9 protein-coding genes and 1 pseudogene are annotated in these 17,468 nt (G+C 61.2%); 6 read left to right on the top strand and 4 right to left on the bottom strand.

The features are described 5' to 3' along the window. Positions 1–14 precede the first annotated feature (14 nt). Both N805_RS09825 and N805_RS09830 read left to right on the top strand, forming a co-directional pair. Positions 15–6,323, top strand: a complete 6,309-nt coding sequence (locus tag N805_RS09825) for an AAA domain-containing protein (RefSeq protein ID WP_019471144.1) — start codon at positions 15–17, stop codon at positions 6,321–6,323. Beyond that, entirely contained in the window at positions 6,320–7,678 is a 1,359-nt protein-coding gene (locus N805_RS09830) for a hypothetical protein (protein WP_019471143.1), read from the top strand. Before N805_RS09825 ends, N805_RS09830 begins: the two co-directional genes overlap by 4 nt. A 224-nt stretch (positions 7,679–7,902) precedes the next feature. Here N805_RS09830 and N805_RS09835 read toward each other — a convergent pair whose 3' ends face one another. Both N805_RS09835 and N805_RS09840 read right to left on the bottom strand, forming a co-directional pair. Continuing rightward, a complete protein-coding gene (locus N805_RS09835; RefSeq protein ID WP_019471142.1) occupies positions 7,903–9,189 on the bottom strand; it encodes a type II toxin-antitoxin system HipA family toxin in 1,287 nt (428 codons plus the stop codon). Beyond that, the gene (locus N805_RS09840; RefSeq protein WP_019471141.1) at positions 9,182–9,499 is read right to left on the bottom strand and encodes a helix-turn-helix domain-containing protein; all 318 of its coding nucleotides are present in this window, start codon (positions 9,497–9,499) and stop codon (positions 9,182–9,184) included. Before N805_RS09840 ends, N805_RS09835 begins: the two co-directional genes overlap by 8 nt. A 328-nt stretch (positions 9,500–9,827) precedes the next feature. Here N805_RS09840 and N805_RS09845 point away from each other — a divergent pair. From N805_RS09845 to N805_RS09855, 3 genes and pseudogenes are all read left to right on the top strand, one after another. Next, positions 9,828–10,144, top strand: a pseudogene (locus N805_RS09845) (type II toxin-antitoxin system PrlF family antitoxin). Between the two features lie 119 nt (positions 10,145–10,263). Then, positions 10,264–11,607, top strand: coding sequence for an MATE family efflux transporter (locus N805_RS09850; protein ID WP_019471139.1), 1,344 nt, complete (start codon positions 10,264–10,266; stop codon positions 11,605–11,607). 53 nt (positions 11,608–11,660) lie between these two features. After that, positions 11,661–12,302, top strand: a complete 642-nt coding sequence (locus tag N805_RS09855) for a TetR/AcrR family transcriptional regulator (RefSeq protein WP_019471138.1) — start codon at positions 11,661–11,663, stop codon at positions 12,300–12,302. A gap of 34 nt (positions 12,303–12,336) precedes the next feature. On the opposite strand, the gene N805_RS09860 is transcribed toward N805_RS09855, so the two are convergent. Both N805_RS09860 and N805_RS09865 read right to left on the bottom strand, forming a co-directional pair. Continuing rightward, positions 12,337–15,051, bottom strand: coding sequence for a beta-glucosidase (locus N805_RS09860; RefSeq protein WP_028613746.1), 2,715 nt, complete (start codon positions 15,049–15,051; stop codon positions 12,337–12,339). Continuing rightward, positions 15,048–15,329 (bottom strand): hypothetical protein, encoded by a 282-nt coding sequence (locus tag N805_RS09865; RefSeq protein ID WP_155412684.1) that lies wholly within the window; start codon positions 15,327–15,329, stop codon positions 15,048–15,050. The genes N805_RS09860 and N805_RS09865 overlap by 4 nt, the downstream gene beginning before the upstream one ends. 450 nt (positions 15,330–15,779) lie before the next feature. On the opposite strand from N805_RS09865, the gene gspE reads away from it, so the two are divergent. Then, positions 15,780–17,468 (top strand): type II secretion system ATPase GspE, encoded by a 1,689-nt coding sequence (gene gspE / locus N805_RS09870; protein WP_028613744.1) that lies wholly within the window; start codon positions 15,780–15,782, stop codon positions 17,466–17,468.

The raw sequence follows: 17,468 nt of genomic DNA on the forward strand, positions 1-17,468 counted from the left end.
GTGGAGTACACCCCATGATACGTTTCTGCCCCAACTGCAAAACCGAACGCGCCCTCGAGGAAATGTTCTGCGAAGGGCTCATTCAGGAACGCCCCTGCGGCTGGGACCTCGCTGGCGAACCCATTCATCCCGCCGGCTGGCGGCCGCTAGCAGCCGCCACTGAGGAAACCCTCTCGCCGGTCAGTACGACTCAGGGGAATGCGCCTGACCTGCTCTGCGAAAATGGGCACCCGATGGTCGATGGCGACCTGATGTGCCTTGAATGTGGCAGCTCACTTGCGCAAGCAACGTCCTACCACGCTCGGCCAGACCGCTGCGAACCAGAGGGTATCCCCCAAACCCTGATCGATGGTTGGCGCCTGATCCGCCAGATCAGCAGCACCGACGGTGTGCGAGAACGATACCTCGCCGAGCACGAGGAAGCCGCGCAACAGGCGGTCCTGACCCTGTATCGACCCGGCGCCGAACCGGACCCAGCGATCTATGATGTGATCCGCCGACTGCCACGCGAGCACGTACCCGAAATCATTGCCACCGGCCGCTGGGATAACCGTGCCTACGAGGTCATTGAAGAACTCACCGGCGGGACCCTGGCAGACCTTGGCAGCGTGATCCGCGACAGCGACAGCGTGCGCCATGTGGTCAATGAACTGGGTTTGGCGCTGCATGCTTTCAACGAGGCTGGCTTGCGCCATCGTGACCTGCGCCCAGCCAGCCTGCTGGTACGTTCCCGCGAACCGCTGGATCTGGTCATCAGCGGCTTCGGCTCGGCACGCCTATCCGAGTTCGACCTGGACATCGTGTCGCCACTGGAAACCAGCCGCTACATGGCACCCGAAGCCATCGCAGGCGGGGTTGCGGCTGCCTCGGACTGGTGGAGCCTGGGCATGATCCTGCTCGAGCAACTGACTCAGGGCGCCTGCTTCGACGGCATCAATGCCAATGCATTTCTTATTCACGTGCTGGCCAACGGAGTACCGATCCCCGACGACCTCGAGCCGCGTCTGAACCTTCTCCTGCGAGGTCTGCTGGCACGCGACCGTCATCAGCGCTGGCAATGGCCGCAGGTCGAAGCCTGGCTCAACGGTATTACGGTCGAGGCTCCTGCATCTTCCGTCCAGCAAACGGACGACGGTGAAGGCGCCACCCTGATGCTGGGCGAGCGCCGCTTCCACAAGCCCGGCGTATTCGCCCTGGCGGCGGCCCAGGCGGATAACTGGCAACAGGCCCTGGACCATTTGCTGCGTGGTGTGATCGTGACGTGGGCCGAGCAGGTCGGGCTCGCCCCTTCCCTGGTCGCTGGCTTGCGCCAGGTCGTTCAGCACGAAGGGATTGAGGACGACTTCCGGCTAATGCTGGCACTGAGAATCCTCAATCCGGAAATCCCATTGATTTATCGTGGCGACATCGTCACACCAGGATGGCTACTGGAGCACCCACTGGAAGGCTATCGCCTGATCAGCGGGTCGGTCCCGGACCTGCTTGAACAATTGCAGACCGACAATTGGATGTCGCGTCTCAAGTCCCGCGCCGAAAACGTACGCCAGCGTGCCCTGCACCAACACATCGAGTTGGTCGAAGAGCAACTGCGGATATGCTTGCTATCGACCTCACGAGCCAAGCTGTCCACGCAATGGCAAGAGCGCCAACGCCTGTTTCCAGACACCGACCATCCGGGACTGACCTCACTGTCGGAGCGCCGGGTGATCGCCGAAGAAGATCTGATCGTGCTGCTCAGCGCAGCGATCAGTCAGTTCCGTTCGGCGGCCTCGATTGTAGAGGCTGCCGCCGAGCTGGCCAGGGCTGCCGATGTCGGTTGGTTCGAATCCGAAGCGGCGTCCCAACTGCTGTTGCATTCGCGACGCGAGCTGTACCGCACTGTCGATGAGCGCATCCAAGGCTTTGCCCGTTGTGGCGTGTCGGTAGTGGACGAGTGGGCCGAGCAGTTCCGCCTGGAGCGACGTATGCCGTTGGCCCAGGCGCTGGTGTTGCTGGCAATTCCGTCCAGTCATTGGCTGGAACCACAGAAACAGCAGTACGTCTCACAGATTCTCGACTTCTTCGAGAAGAAGGTGGTGACCGCAGTGATGCGCGGGCCACTGGTACGTATGAGCATTGGCAAGACCACCGCACGGATCGACATCAATGAACTGAACAGCGAGCGCAGTCCGGCCGCGGCGTTGCTCGATCACCTGCTGCAACGTAATGCTCGGGCAGTGAACCTTGACCCAGAGAGTTTTCAGCTCAACGGCCAACTGGAATCGCGCCTGCATGCGCTGTACCGGCAAAGCGCGCTGTACAAACGCGACACCGGCATCGACGGCCTGTACCTGGGCTTCCCCTTCCTGCTCAATCGCGACCCTCGCGGCACCACGCGCACGCGGGTCATCCCGCTCCTGCTGTGGCCAGTGAAACTACTGCTGGAGCTGGGCTCCCGTGGTCACGCCGCCTTGGCGTTCGACAGTGAGCGCGAGGAAGTGCGGCTTAACCCCGCGCTGGAAAGCGTGCTAGGCGCGGAAACCTGCAAACGCTGGCGCAAGACCGCCGATGAACTGCTGGGACGCTCGTCAATTCGCGCGACAGATGTGATGGACGCCTTCGGCATGCTTGCCTCCATTCGCTCACGCGTCCTTGACAACCTACCCGCCAGTACCGTGGAAATCGCGCCCTACCAGGACCAGCTGGATTGCGCGGCAGTGTTGTTTCACGTGACCTTCATGGGGCAAGCCATTGGTGAAGACCTACGCCAACTGAAAACCCTGTCGTCCGCCGGTACCGGCCTTGAAACGGCGTTGCGCCTCAAGACCGCCGACGAAACCGCGCATGAGGCACCGCCAGGCGAGCTGCAACGTTACTTTACCGTGGCCAGCGACCCCTCCCAGGAAGCGGCCGTGATCCAGGCCCGACAAAGCCCGGGGCTGCTGGTCGAGGGGCCGCCCGGAACCGGCAAGAGCCAGACCATCGTCAACATGGTCGCCGACGCCATCGGCCGCCAGCGCAGCTTGCTCATCGTCTGTCAGAAGCATGCGGCGCTGGAGGTGGTGTACAAACGCCTGGTTGCCGAAGGCCTCGGCCAACGCATCGTCATGGTCAATGACGTGAACCGAGACCGCGAGCCCGTCATACGCGGTATCCGCGAACAACTGGAAAGCCTGTTCACGAACGGCAACCAGGCGCAGGGCTGGCAGCGCCAGCGTCAACAGGTCGCGGCCCGCATCGAGGCCCTGGAGGGTGAACTCGACCGCTTCCACCAAAGCCTGCATCGCCTGGATGAAAATACCGGCCTCAGTTATCGCACGCTGCTCGGCGAGTTGATTGAATTGGAATCCGGCCCAGCCCCGCTCGAGTTTCCAGCACTGCGCCAACGCCTGGCATCCCTGGACCTCGCTAGCCTGACCCACTTGGAGGAAAGCTGCGCTCCTCTGATTCGCCTATGGTTGCCCGCACGCTACGAAGGCAGTCCATTGGCGCAGTTGCAGTCGTTCGCCGCCGACCGCGCGACTTTGCAGGCCTTCACCGAGAATCTACAGAGTTTCACCCAAGCCGAACACAGCCGTCAGGCCACGCTGCAAGCACACCCTGCCAGCTTTGAAATCGACGACCCGGCGCCGTACCGTAACTGGATAGCGGCCCATGTCGCAGCCCTGCTCGACCTGAAGCAAGAGCAACGTCTGCGCCTTGCCCGATGGCTACCGCTGTTCCGCAGCCGTGAAGCGAGCCAACCCCCACGGGGCGAGTCGATTCTCGGCGAACTGCAGCAACTGGATGAGCAACTCGGCCAACTGGATCAGGAACACTACGCCCCCGCCTTATCACCGGCCCTCTGCCTGCTCGAAAACAAGGCCCTCAGGCATCTGGATCAAGACTGCACCAAGGTCATGGCAGCCCGCTCCTGGTTGGCGAACCTCAACCCGCTGCATCTGCTGCGGCGCAAGCGGCTGCGCAACTTCCTCCAGGGCCAGGGGGAAAGCCGTGTTATTGAAGCACTACCAACCCTACAGCTAGCCATCCGCCTTGAAAGCCAGTGGCGACCCTTGCGCAGCGAGCTGAGTACCCTGCACCAGGCGTTGGAACTGGAAGCTGTGGGTCAGCAAGCCTGCCTGGAATTGATCAGCTTCGTGAAGAGCGATATCCGCCACCTGCTGGAAATCCAGGCACTTGCCATGGCGTTGGCGCAATCCCCTCGCGCCCGGCAGGCCGACGAGGCCGCCCTCGCTGGCGACAAACACCATCTCGAGGCGCTGCTCAGCGATCTCGACGCTTCGCTGATGCGTCATGGCGCTCGCCAATCCAGCCTCGAACAACTCAAGGTACTCGGCGACTGGCTGGACGACGAGCTGGTGCAACAACTGCAGCACGCCATTGTGCACAATCTGAGCAATCAACTGTCTCTGGATCGGCTGCATGAAGCTCTGCCTTTCCTGGCCGCCTACCAGACCTTCCGCGGGCGCGCCGCTCAGTTGACAGCCGCCGACCTCCAACTGCTCGCATTGCTGCGCCAACGCCAGGGAGAGTTGGACAACATTGCGCCCGAGCACCTTGAAGCCGCGGTGCGGCGCCTGCTTAACCGCGAAGCTCGACTGGGCTGGAAACACCGCTTCGAGCAGGCCAATCCCGAACTGCTGTTCAGCCAGGACGAAGCTCGCGCCAAAGTCGCCAGCCTCGCGCAAGCCGATACGCAGATGCGGTTGCTCAATCGCGAGCTGCTGGCCAAAGCCATCAACCTTGATCATCTGGGTAATCGCAAACAATGGGAGGATGTTACTCGCCTGACTGGCAAACGCTCACGGCGCCTGCGCGAATTCATCGAACTGGGCAGTCACTTAGGCCTGATGAGCCTACGCCCTGTGTGGTTGATGAACCCGGACGTCGCCAGCCGTGTGCTGCCGCTCAAGGCAGGCCTGTTCGATACTGTCATCTACGACGAAGCCTCACAGATGCCGGTTGAGTTCGCCCTGCCGACCCTGTTCCGCGGCCAGGTCACCGTTGTAAGCGGCGATGAGAAGCAAATGCCGCCTACGGCATTCTTTTCCAGTCGCATCGAAAGCGACGAAGCCGAAGTGTTCGACGGCGACGAACCTGATGAAGACGCCAATGAGGAGCAGCGCGAAGCGTTCGAAGACACGTGGAACCGTCGTGAGATCAAGGACTGCCCCGACCTGCTGCAACTGGCGCGCAACGTCCTCCCCAGCACCACATTGCAGATCCACTACCGTTCCGCTTACCGTGAACTGATCGGCTTTTCCAACGCCTCGTTCTATGGCAATCGCCTGAACGTTCCGGTCCGTCACCCGCAGGCGAGCATCCAGCGCATCAAGCCTTTGGAGCTGATCCAGGTTGGTGGGCTGTATCAGAACCAGAGTAATACCCAGGAAGCCGAACGGGTCGTCGAGTACTTGAACCAATTGTGGCAGACCCCCTATGACCAGCGCCCCTCGGTGGGTGTCGTCACCTTCAACCGCAAACAGGCCGACCTCATCGAGGAGCACTTGGAGCAGCGTGCAGAGCAGGATGAACTGTTCCGCGCCGCCTACGCCCAGGAGCGCGAGCGCAGCGAAGACGGCGAGGATATGTCGGTGTTCGTCAAGAACGTGGAGAACGTGCAGGGGGATGAACGCGACATCATCGTCTTCTCCTCCACCTTCGGTCGAAACAGCCAGGGCACATTCCGCCGTAGCTTCGGCGTACTGGGGCAGACGGGGGGCGAACGACGCCTGAACGTGGCGGTAACCCGCGCCCGGCGCAAGGTGGTGATGATCACGTCGATGCCGATCGCCGATATCTCCGACATGCTCAACACACACCGTGCCCCCAACAGCCCACGGGACTATCTGCAAGGCTATCTGGAATATGCTCGCGCGCTCTCCTCGGGCGAGTTCAGCAACAGCAGCAAGTTGCTGGAACGCCTGCAGACCGACCGCAGCAGTCAGCAACGTGACCAAGGTCAGCAACGCGATGGTTTTGTCAGGCTGGTCGGTGAATACATTCATTCCCTGGGATGGCAGGCTGCTCCCGCAAGTGAGGGCGACGCTTTCGGTCTCGACTTCGCCATCGAGAATCCAGGCACGGGCCTGTACGCAATCGGCATCGAGTGCGATGCGCCTTGCCACAATCTGCTGGAACGTGCCCGCGCCCGGGAAATTTGGCGACCGTCCGTGCTGCACCGCGCCATCCCGCATATCCATCGTGTGTCATCGCAAGCCTGGTATCACAGCGGCGACAGCGAACGCTTACGGCTGCGTGAAGCAATCGAACACGCCATGCAAGTCGAGCAGCCGCTGCAACCCAGCCCTATGTCAGTTGATACGGAAATCTGCCAATGAGTGGTCCCAAGGTCGTTCGCATTGTCACCCGCGAAGAAATCATCGCCATTTGTGAAGGCCACCTGCAACGCCTGGAGCGCGCTGTGGACCGCTGGCAAACGCAGGCCACAAGGCTTGGTGAGCTCAGTGAACAGGAGCGCTCCGCCTCACAGGAGCGACACGCTCGCCTTCGCGCTCTGCTGGCAGAAGACCGATTGGCGGAACTGCAGAAGGCCGTGCCAGTAGAGATCGAGCACCTGCGCCGTGACTTGGAGGAGCGCGAAGAACGCGCGATCACTCGTGCCGCCGAGCGACGCCAACGCGACCGACGCGTTCGGGAAAACGCAGAAGCCCTGCTTGGCGCTTTGCAAGCCAACTCCGAAAGCGTCGATCAGGCCTTGCTGGAGTCTCTCTCACAAATGGCCTGCGGTGCCAGTCGGGAAGATGCCGAACGTCTGCTGGCCGAGGGTTTCGCCCAATTGAGCAACGCAGACGAGGAGCCAACCCTGAGCGATACCCAACGCGCTCTGGCGCAGCAACTCAAGGTCGACGAACCCGAGGTTTCCCTGCGCGAATGGATTGCGGCCCGGGAACCGGATGCAACGCGCGACGTACGGCTGCTACGCATTGACCGACACATCATGGAGCTGCAACTGTTGCAAGACGCTGAACGTGCCGCGCCGTTCCTCCTGGCACTGGAAAGAGCTGAAACGGAAATCGATGCCAAGCGGCGCAACTTGCTGCTCGACAGCCTGGTGCTCGACCTCGCCGCATCCACGCGAAACTTCCGACGCCGACGCGAATGTCTTGAACAACTGCAGGATCTGGCCAGCGAAGCCAAAACCTACGCCGGCATCGAACACGCGACCTTGCTCGATCAAGTTAGCGCTTGTACAACCGACACCGACCTCTCGGTGACCACCGGATTGATCGAGCAGTGTAAAACGCTTATCGCTTCCCACTTACAGGACCAGGCCGCCCTCTCCCGCCGCGAAGCCGTGCTCGGCGGCTTGGCCAGCCTCGGCTACGAAGTGCGCGAAGGCATGGCGACTGCCTGGGCGGAAACCGGCAAGGTCGTGCTGCGCAAGGCCGCTACCCCCGGCTACGGAGTGGAAGTGGGTGGCAAAGCCGATAATGGCCGTCTGCAGGTCCGCGCCATAGCCCTCAGCAGTGATCGCGACAAGGCGCGGGATCGCGACATTGAAACCATCTGGTGCAGCGAATTCCAACGGCTGCAAGCGTTATTGAAAGACAAGGGCAGCGAGTTACTCATCGAGCGTGCGCTTTCGGTGGGTGAGGTTCCACTCAAAGAAACGAACGTCTCCGAGGCGGGCGTAGAAACAATCGCCGGTCAGCAAAAGACACTTCAAAAATGAACCGCTAACTCCATACCACCGAAAGCGATTGCTAACATGTTCTGCCGCATGGAACTCAGAGCCGCGACGAACTTGCATCGGGCCTTGTAGCCACTACCTTAAGGCCAAGTGGGCTATTGATGTGGATAGCTCCGACCGGACCCTCTGCGGGTTCGTTAGACAGGTATGAGACTCTCAGCGCAACGGTGAACATGCAGTCGATGAGCGCCCGCCCCTCCCGATTATTAACGGCGACCGCTGCCCGCATGACCAGGGTGTAACCGAGCTATGTTCTGATCGATGCGGCCTTGGATCGTGCGCAAGGTGTCTCGAGTAATAGCCTGTGGGTATAGGTTCTCGGCGATGCTTGCAAACTGGCTCGCCACATCACAAATGCCGTCAATCATTCTGCCTGCAACGTCCGGGGTCACCTCGGCTTCCTCGGCAAGCCGAAGCATTTGGGTGCGGGAAATCGACAGGGCTTCCCCCATCACATCCATCTGGTGATATCCACTTGGCCCCTCGCAGAAGGTCACGTCGTAAGCCGGCGATAGTCGCCACTGACCGTCTTGCGACATGATGTAGGCAAAGTTCTTGGGATGATCGTCTCTGTTGTTGAACGCAACATTGAAGACGGCGCGCTCGAAGGCTACAGCCATTTCTCGCACGTCATTGGTACACATCTGTGTTGCCCGCAAGAAATTGACATAGTCCAATACCCCTGGAGAACGATAATTTGCCCCCGTGAAGGCCGCGAGGCTTTGCATGGGTACGCGCAGGCCATTGCGACGGTCAAATCGCTTACTGGCAAACGCCGCCAACCCATCAGGCAGGCTGAAATACTGCGTGTCAGGGGTTTCGATACCGCACCTGCGCAGGCATTCTGCGTAGACCATTTCGACCGCGCACACCTCGGCATGTTCTTCTTTTGCCGGGAATTTAACCATCCAGGCTTCAAAGCCCGCTGTAACGGCAGTGGTAAACCGCCCAGTTTCGGGATCGCGATAAACGAGGGCCTTAGGCCTGGCACCTTGAGGCGAGCCGCCCACCAGCAGCAACGTCTGCAGGAACTCGCCACCGTCTCCATGGAGCACTTCCTGCACCTCGGCGGCAAGCTGCTCCAGCGGGATGTGGACTTCAGATTCGTGCCCTTCGGGTGCCACGGGCTCAAACGTCATGGCCCCCATTGCATTGCTACCGATGTAGGCCAGCCTTTCCAGTGAGCCGATGCGTGCCGTGATGAGCCCGCGGCGCCTGAACATACGGTCCATCAGCGACATACCCCACCCATCCGGCAAGGCGTCGTAAACAGGCCCTGGCAAGTACAGTTGGTGGTCTGGAAAATCTCGGCGCAAATTAGCCCCCTCCAACGGCATCGTGTAGGAGGACAGTTCCAAGCCCCTTTGCCTGGCTTCATTGCTGTACTCGAACACGATCAGCGGGCGACCGGTCAGGGCAGTCGTGGAGACCAGCGTGCCCCATTGCCATCGCTCACCCCATCCCTCGTAGAAGACGTTCACCTGCTCAGGCATTGCCGGACTTCCTCTTTATACGGAGACGATTGGCGCTGTTTTCGTAGCGCCGAATATCCTCGATGCTGTCCAGCTTTGGCAGGAACAGGCCTTCCAGTTCCTTGGTTCGGCCAAGAGCCATCGCCACCCGAACGACGTTCTCGAATCCGACATTGCGCCCGGCCTCAAGGTTGGACACTGTATTTGTGCCGATGCCGGCGCGCCCGGCCAAGTCGGCTTGTGTCATATCCAGCGCCAAGCGCTCTGTGCGCAGGCGATCGCATAGGCGCTTGACGACCTCGCTCGGCTTGCTGAAGCTTAAATCCAACATAGCGTGTACCAAGCCCATTCTTTGCCAGTTAATCCCCAAAATTATAGAATTAACATTCACCCCTATCAAGCGACCTAATTCTTTTAACCTGTGTCTTATCGCTTGATTTCCAACTTTAGCCACAGCTTATTGGATTTATCTACCCTAAGGCCCCATGGGCGACCCCGAAACAATGACCGAGGAAGGCGTCAAGAAAGGATCGTGTCCTGGGAGGGGGTGTAACTCATCCTCAGGAGCTGCCCCACCTATGCTCGATCAGCAGGAAACCGAGATCGACCACGTAAGGATTATTCCTTACCATTCATTCAGCACTTCCGGGAGAACGATCATGCCTGCCATTCACGAAATCGCCACGTTGACCTCGAAGGGGCAGGTCACACTACCCAATCCGTTCGCCAGCTACTGGGGATTGATACCGGTGGCAAGATCGCATTCAACGTGCGCGGGGGTGGGGTCTTGGTCAGCCGCGTAGTAACCACCCATGAAGACCATGCCATCGGTGCATTCCTGGGTTTGCTGGAGGCTGATATCCGAAGCGGACGAAACCCCACCACCCTGCCGGAGGACTTGGCGCAAACCATGCTCGCCAATGCAAACCACCCTGTCGATCTGGCAGAAGATATCGACGGTGAGGTCGCGATCTGATGCTGCGACATGGCTGGACCCTGTTGTTCCATGAAGCGATGTCCTAATGTTTTTCGGGGACCCCGACAGCTTGTGAGCCCCCTTCAGAATCGAGCTGGTCCGCCCGCTGGCGACTCCACATGAAAATCCCGACCACCACTTTTACCCACGGCGCCATTGGCCACCATGTGCTGGTGATGTCATCGACCAGCGCCCTCGCCCTGCTCGCCATATTTCTCACGGACATCCTGACACTCACCTACATCGCAATGCTGCGGGACGAGGCACTGGTGGCCGCCGTCGGCATTGCCAAGACACTGGCGTTCTTCAACTCCAGCCTGGTAGCCGGCATCATCGTCGCCGCAGGCACCATGATGTCGCGTCGCGTCGGCCAAGGTGCATGTGCCTCGTTACCAGCACTGGTTACACACATGCTGATACTGGCGACACTGGCCTCGGCCCTGGTGGCATTCATCCAGTGGCTGTTTCTGGGTTTCTTTGCCGGTTTGCTCGGGGCCAATGCCCCAACGTCCGCCGTTGCCCGCCAGTTCATAGCCATGACCCTGCTGGCCTCACCCCTGATGACCATCACACAGGCCGCTGCCCAGGGGCTACGTGCCTGCGGGCATAGCGTGCGGGCACTGGCCGTGGTACTGGCGGCAGCCATGTGCCTCGCAGTCGTCGACCCGCTGCTGATCTTCGTGCTCGACTTCAAGCTGTGGGGTGCCGGCCTGTCTTGCCTGATTGCTGCGGCAACAGGCGCCCTGCTTGGCCTACAGCAACTGCACCGGCATGTGGGACTGACCGCCAGGACCCGCTGGCGCCTGCTGCGCCTGTACGGCGGCAGAATCAACCGCGTCGCCCTGCCCTTCACCCTTGGCAGCCTGGCCATGCCGCTAGCGCTTACCTACACCATGGCGCAACTGGCCACGTACGGCGTTTCGGTGATGGCCGGCATGGCACTGATGGACCGCGTCCTGCAGATCGCCTATTGCCTGTATTTCGCCCTGCCGGGCGCGCTGGTACCGATACTCGCGCAGAACCTGGGCGCCGGCGATGGCCTGCGTGTGCAGGCGACACTGCGCAGCGCCTGCAAGCTGGTGCTAGGCCATGGGCTGGCGGTCTGGGCTGTGCTGCTACTGGTGTCTGGGTGGTTGGGGCCACAGTTCGGGCTGTCCGGTCCCGGGCAGCATCTGGTCGAACAGCTCTGCCGCTTCGGCCCCGGGCCGTGGCTGTTGATCGGCCTGGATTTCATCGCGATTTCGCTGTTCATCAGCCGCGGGCGGGTCTGGTGGGTGCCGGCCTATGCCTGGCTGCGCGCCACCTTGGGCACAGTGCCTTTCATCTGGGTGGGTGCGCAAGCCTACGGTGCCAGCGGTGTCATGCTCGGCCTGTGGTGCGGCAACGCGCTGGTAGCCCTGATTTCGATCGCCACTGCCGTGACCATCAACCGCCGTGGCAGGTATTGGGCGCATGAACATTAGATGTTTGTCATAATCAGCGCCTCGCATTCTTCAACACAGTTCCCAGTGGATTTATGTCAGAACAGGACCACACCGAAACAGCTGACGCGCCGGCAACCAAGCGCCGCCGCGCGCCCAAGGGCGAAATGCGCCGCGCTGCGCTGCTGGATGCGGCAACGCTGGTGTTCGCCAAGGATGGCTATGGCGCGGCCTCCATGCGTGATGTCGCCGAGCTGGCCGGCATCACCACGGTCGGCCTGCTGCACCACTTTCCCAACAAGGTCTCGCTGCTGCGGGCGCTGATCGACCGCCGTGATCAGCGGGTCACCGAGCAGTTCGCCGAGCTGGAGCTGGCGCCAACGCTGGACAGCTTCCTGGCTTTCGTGCGCATGAGCATGCGCTTCAGCGTGCAGAGCCTGCCGGAATGCCAGGCGGCGATGAAAATCAGTGTCGAGAGCCTGTCGGAACAGCACCCGGCCTGGCCTTGGTACAGGGAAAAGTTCGAGCTCACGCATGCCCATGCCCACGCGCACCTGACCACGCTTGTGGAGCATGGCCAGGTGCGTGCCGACGTCGACCTGAAGGCACTGGCCACGGAGATCTTCGCCGTCATGGACGGCTTGCAGATCCAGTGGCTGCGTGCCCCGGAACAGGTCGATGTCAGCGCAACGTTCGACGCCTACCTGCAACGCCTGGCTAACGCCATCCGCGCCTGAACGGCCGGCTCGTCCCTGAGCCGGCACGGCTGCATCAGTAGGCTTGCGAGGCGCTGACCTGCACGGCGGCACGCAGCGGTGCCGGCAGCGGGTTGCTGTCGCGGGTGGTCAGGTGCTGCGGGATCAGGGTCAGCAACGTGCGCTGCAGTGTCAGGTGCTCGGAGTCCGGGCCCACCCAGACCTTGAACTTGCCGGCATCGACATCCCAGCTGTCGCTGTTCTGCACGAAGTACGCCAGCGACCGCGAGTCGATCGGCAGGCTCACGGTCTTGCTTTCACCGGGCTGCAGATAGACCTTGGTGAAACCCTTGAGCTCCTTCTTCGGACGGTCGGTCTGCGGGTCGATCGGCTGGATGTACAGCTGCGCGACTTCGAAGCCTGCCTTGTCCCCGGTGTTGGTCAGGGTGAACTTGGCATCGATGGTGTTGCCAGGCGTCATCACGTTGCTCGACAGTTTCAGGTCCGAATAGTCGAAAGTGGTGTACGACAAGCCGAAGCCGAACGGGTACAGCGGTTTGCTGTGACGCTTGTCGTAGCCACGGTAGCCCAGGTACAAGCCCTCGCTGTAGTCGATCTCGGTCAGCGGGTTGTCACCGCGGTAGGCGGCCGGGTCCGGGTACGAAGCATAGCTGGGGTTGTCTTCGATCTGCTTGTCGATGGTCACCGGCAGCTTGCCGGACGGGTTTACCTTGCCGTACAGGATCTCGGCCAGCGCCTGTCCACCCTGCTGGCCCGGGAACCAGGCATGCAGCGTGGCGCCCACCTTGTTGGCCCAAGGCTGCATGTTGGCGACACCGCCGCCGTGCATGACCACGATGGTGTTCGGGTTGGCCTTGGCAACGTACTTGATCAGGTCGGCTTGCTGGTCTGGCAGGTCATAGCCATGGTCAGAACCTTCGCCTTCGTTCTCATAGTTGGTGCCGGCGGCAACCACCACGGCATCGTATTGCGCCAGGTCTTCTGGCGGGCGCAGGGACGCCCAGCTCATCTGCACGCCGGCCAGGCCACCCAGTGCCGGGGTGAAATTACCTTGTACGCGGCGGTATTCGAGCTTGACGGTGTACGACTTGCCGGCCACCAGTGCGGCGCTCTGGCCGGAGGTGACCAGGGCATTGACCACGTCGGAAGAGTACGGCACGCCGTCGCTTTCCAGCACCAGCTTGTCGTTGACCCACAGCTTGTACGGGCCATCGGCGCGCACCTTGAACACGTGCTTGCCAGAGATGGTCGGTTTGATGGTCGCGGTAAAACGCGCAGAGAACGCGCCGGCGGTCGGGCTGAAGCCACTCACGGCGGTGCTGCCGTTGTTGGTCTCGTTGGTGCTGGTGGTCCAGTTCAGATTCACACCGGGTTCTACTCGGGCCAACACCGGCGAGCCGCTCAGGGTGGCATTGTCGAAGTACTCGGCTTTGACCCCGGCATTGCTGACGTTGCCTTTGCCGCTGCTCGGCTGGTACCACACCGACGCTTTGGGGTTCAGGCTCAGTGCCGGCAGATAGGTGACATTGCTGCTGCTCGAGGCCAGCTGCTGCAGGCCGCTGAGTTCAGTCACGTAGCTGTTGGGTGGCGAGTTGGCCGTACCGAACGGCGAAGCCGGTGCCTGGGCGGCCCAGTCACCGATCACCGCAACCTTGGCCGTGCGCGCCAGGGGCAGCAACGGCTGGCCGGAAGCAGTGTCAGCGTTCCGCAGCAGCACGATGGACTCACGCGCCAGGTTCAACGAGGCGCGCTGCCCGTACTCGGTGTGCTCCAGCGTCTGCGCGGTGTTCATGTGCTCTTGCAGGTCATAGCTGACGATACCGCGCAGGTTGCGCTTGACCTTGTCGTCGATCACGTTCTGGGTCAGCTGGCCGCTCCACAGATACGGCAGCAGGTTGGCTTCGGTGAACTGCAGGCCCGACGGCATATCAATGTCGGTGCCGGCCCACGCCCCTTTGAATGGGTCGTGAATGGCATTGAAGTCGCTGATCACCATACCCTCGTAGCCCCACTCGCCCTTGAGAATCTCGGTGATCAGGTGGTGGTTTTCACAGGCGTAGTCGCCATTGACCTTGTTGAACCCGCACATGATCGAGGCGACGTTGGCATTCTTCACCATCGACTCGAAGCCCGGCAGGTACAGCTCGCGCAGGGTGCGCTCGTCGGCCACCACGTTGACCGCCTGGCGGTTGGCCTCCTGCTCGTTGGCCAGGTAGTGCTTGCCGCTGGCCTGGATGCCCTGGGCCTGTATGCCGTTGACCACAGCCGGTGCCAGCACAGCACCGAGGAACGGGTCTTCTCCGCTCAGGTATTCGGCGGAGCGACCATTGTACGGCGTGCGGTACAAGTTGACCCCTGGCGAGAGCATCTGCTGGCCGCCGGAAATACGCGTTTCATAGGCAATGGCCAGGCCAAACTCCTTCGCCCGGTTGATGCTCCAGCTCGCCGCAAGTGCCGACTGCGAGGGGTATTGCGCGCCGAAGGTGGCATTGTTGACGTGCACGCCCATCGACGAGTCGTAGGCCACGGTGCCCTGGATGCCCCACTTGAGCAGCGAGGGGATCATGTGGCCGTCATTGACCCGGGTAAAGTTGATCTTCTCGGCCATGTTCATGTTGTCGAGGATCGAGCTGACCCGCGCCTCGACTTCGTTGCCCGTGGTCGGTGCTGCGGCCAGGGCGCTCGACGCCTGTATCACGCCAAGCGCCAACAGGCTCAGGCCCAGGGTGTGTTTCAGAGGGTTCACGCGGCGGTTCCTTGTACGGCTCATGGCTGGCTGACCTGCGGCGGAGCATCGCTGGTGTCGACGGGGGCATCGACCATGGCGTTTGAGCCGGCGGCCTCCTGACTGACCCGGTCTACGCCCGTGATGCGCGCGCGCTGGGTATCGAGCTGTTCGCGCGCGTCCTGGTTAGTCGCCTGCTGACTGGCAGTCGAAGTGTGTGCAAAGGCATTGATATGCGTGGCCAGCAGCGCCGAACAGGCGAGCGACAGCATTAGTCTATTCATCGAATAGTTCTCGATTAAAGGGTTTGAAATGAACGACATGGCCCGGGCCCAGGCATGCAGCCGGCGTAAGTCTGGGCACTGCGAGAAAAAGTTCAAGCCCCAGAAACATTCAGCCGAGTGCGCAAGCTAAATAGTGATAGAAAAGTCAGTTAAATCTGGTTAATCGCGATTCTTCAGAGCACACCAATGCATACACTCGCCCAATAAAATTATATTTAATTGCTGTGATATTAGCTTAATTGGCAGGTTTAGTCTTTGTTGTACCGTTTAAAGCCATTTTTCTCCATTCACTAAACCTAGTTGCAGATAGGTTTAGCGATCTGATAAGCTCCCGTCGCCGCCAGGAAAGTCGACGATTAATATCGGGCATTTATCCCGTTGCGCACTCTATTGCGCCTCGAAAGGTAACGACGTATTCTCCGGCCACCTTCAAATCAGCAACTAATTAAATGCCGCCATATAGCCAGCACATTGCATAAAGCCATCACCATGACCTTTAAAATCCCTACCCCCGACGCGATATGTAAGTGGCTGCTAAGTGCAAGCGCACTGCAACCGGCTGATATACAGCGCGCCGTTCGGTTGGGTGTGGCACAGGGCATTTCCGAGGATGAAAAACTGCACACGCTGCTGCGCCTGGGGGCGGTCAAGGATGGGCAGATGGCAGCCGCCTACGCTCACTTGCTCGGCGTCGCACGCCTGGCTGACGAAGTAGTAGAAATGGCGCCTGCTGTCACCGAGCGGTTCGCCCGTCACCATGGCGTGGTTACCCTGAGCGAGACCGCCAGCCACCTGCGCGTGGCGGCTGCCGTTCCGCTGTCTGCCTACGCACTGTCGGCGCTGGGCTATCACGCCGACAAAACTGTCGAGCCGGTCATCGCCACTGCCGAACAGGTGGCCGGGTTGATCGAACAAGCTTACGGCGCTGGTCGTTCGGCCATGGGCGCACTGGTCGAGGCGCTGGACGACGAAAGCGTCAGCGATGGCGATATCGAGCATCTCAAGGACATGGCGTCCGAGGCGCCGGTGGTGCGCATGGTCAACCTGATGCTGCAGCATGCCGTCGACCAGCGCGCCTCGGACATCCACGTCGAGCCCTTTGAAAGCCAGCTGAAGGTGCGCTACCGGGTCGATGGCGTGCTGCTCGAGGGCGAAGCACCACCCAGTGGCTATGCCGCAGCGATCATTTCGCGCCTGAAGATCATGGCCCGCCTGGACATCGCCGAGCGCCGCCTGCCTCAGGATGGCCGGATCATGCTGCGTATGCAGGGGCGCGAGCTCGACCTGCGGGTGTCCACCGTACCCACCAGCTTCGGCGAATCGGTGGTGATGCGCCTGCTCGACCGGCAGACCGTCAGCTTCGACTTCGCCAGCCTCGGCATCAGCGCCCAGGTCCTGCGCAGCATCGAGCAGTTGCTGGCACGCCCGCACGGGATCTTTCTGGTCACAGGCCCGACCGGCTCGGGCAAGACCACCACGCTGTACACCGCGCTGTCCGGCCTGAACAGCTCCGAACGCAAGATCATCACTGTCGAAGACCCGGTCGAGTACCAGCTCACCGGTATCAACCAGATCCAGGTCAAACCCGCGATCGGCCTGGGCTTCGCTACCGCCCTGCGCTCGATCGTGCGCCAGGACCCGGACGTGATCATGATCGGTGAAATGCGCGACCTGGAAACCTGCAGCATCGCCATCCAGTCATCACTCACCGGTCATCTGGTGCTGTCGTCGTTGCACACCAACAGCGCGGCGGCGAGCATCACTCGCCTGCTTGACATGGGCGTCGAAGGCTACCTGCTGGCCTCTACCCTGCAAGGTATCCTCGCCCAGCGCCTGGTGCGCCGCCTGGACCCGCGCACCCGCATCGCCTTCGAAGCACCAGCAGAATTGGTCGAGCGCCACCAGTTGCAGCGTTACACCGAGCAGCGACCGATCCTGTTGTACCGCCCCGACGAACAAAGCCCTGGCGGGGGCTACCATGGCCGCAGCGCAATCACCGAGCTGCTGGTGATGGACGATGAGTTGCGCAGCCTGCTGATGCGCCAGAGCGATGCCGCTAGCCTCGAGGCTGCGGCGCGGGACAAAGGCCTGGTCACGCTCTACGAAGAAGGCCTGCGCCAGGCCCTGGCCGGCATCACCTCGCTCGAAGAAGTGCTGCGCGTGACGGGTGGCGACTGA

This window comes from Pseudomonas putida S13.1.2, assembly GCF_000498395.2.
GTDB classification, from domain to species: domain Bacteria; phylum Pseudomonadota; class Gammaproteobacteria; order Pseudomonadales; family Pseudomonadaceae; genus Aquipseudomonas; species Aquipseudomonas putida_Q.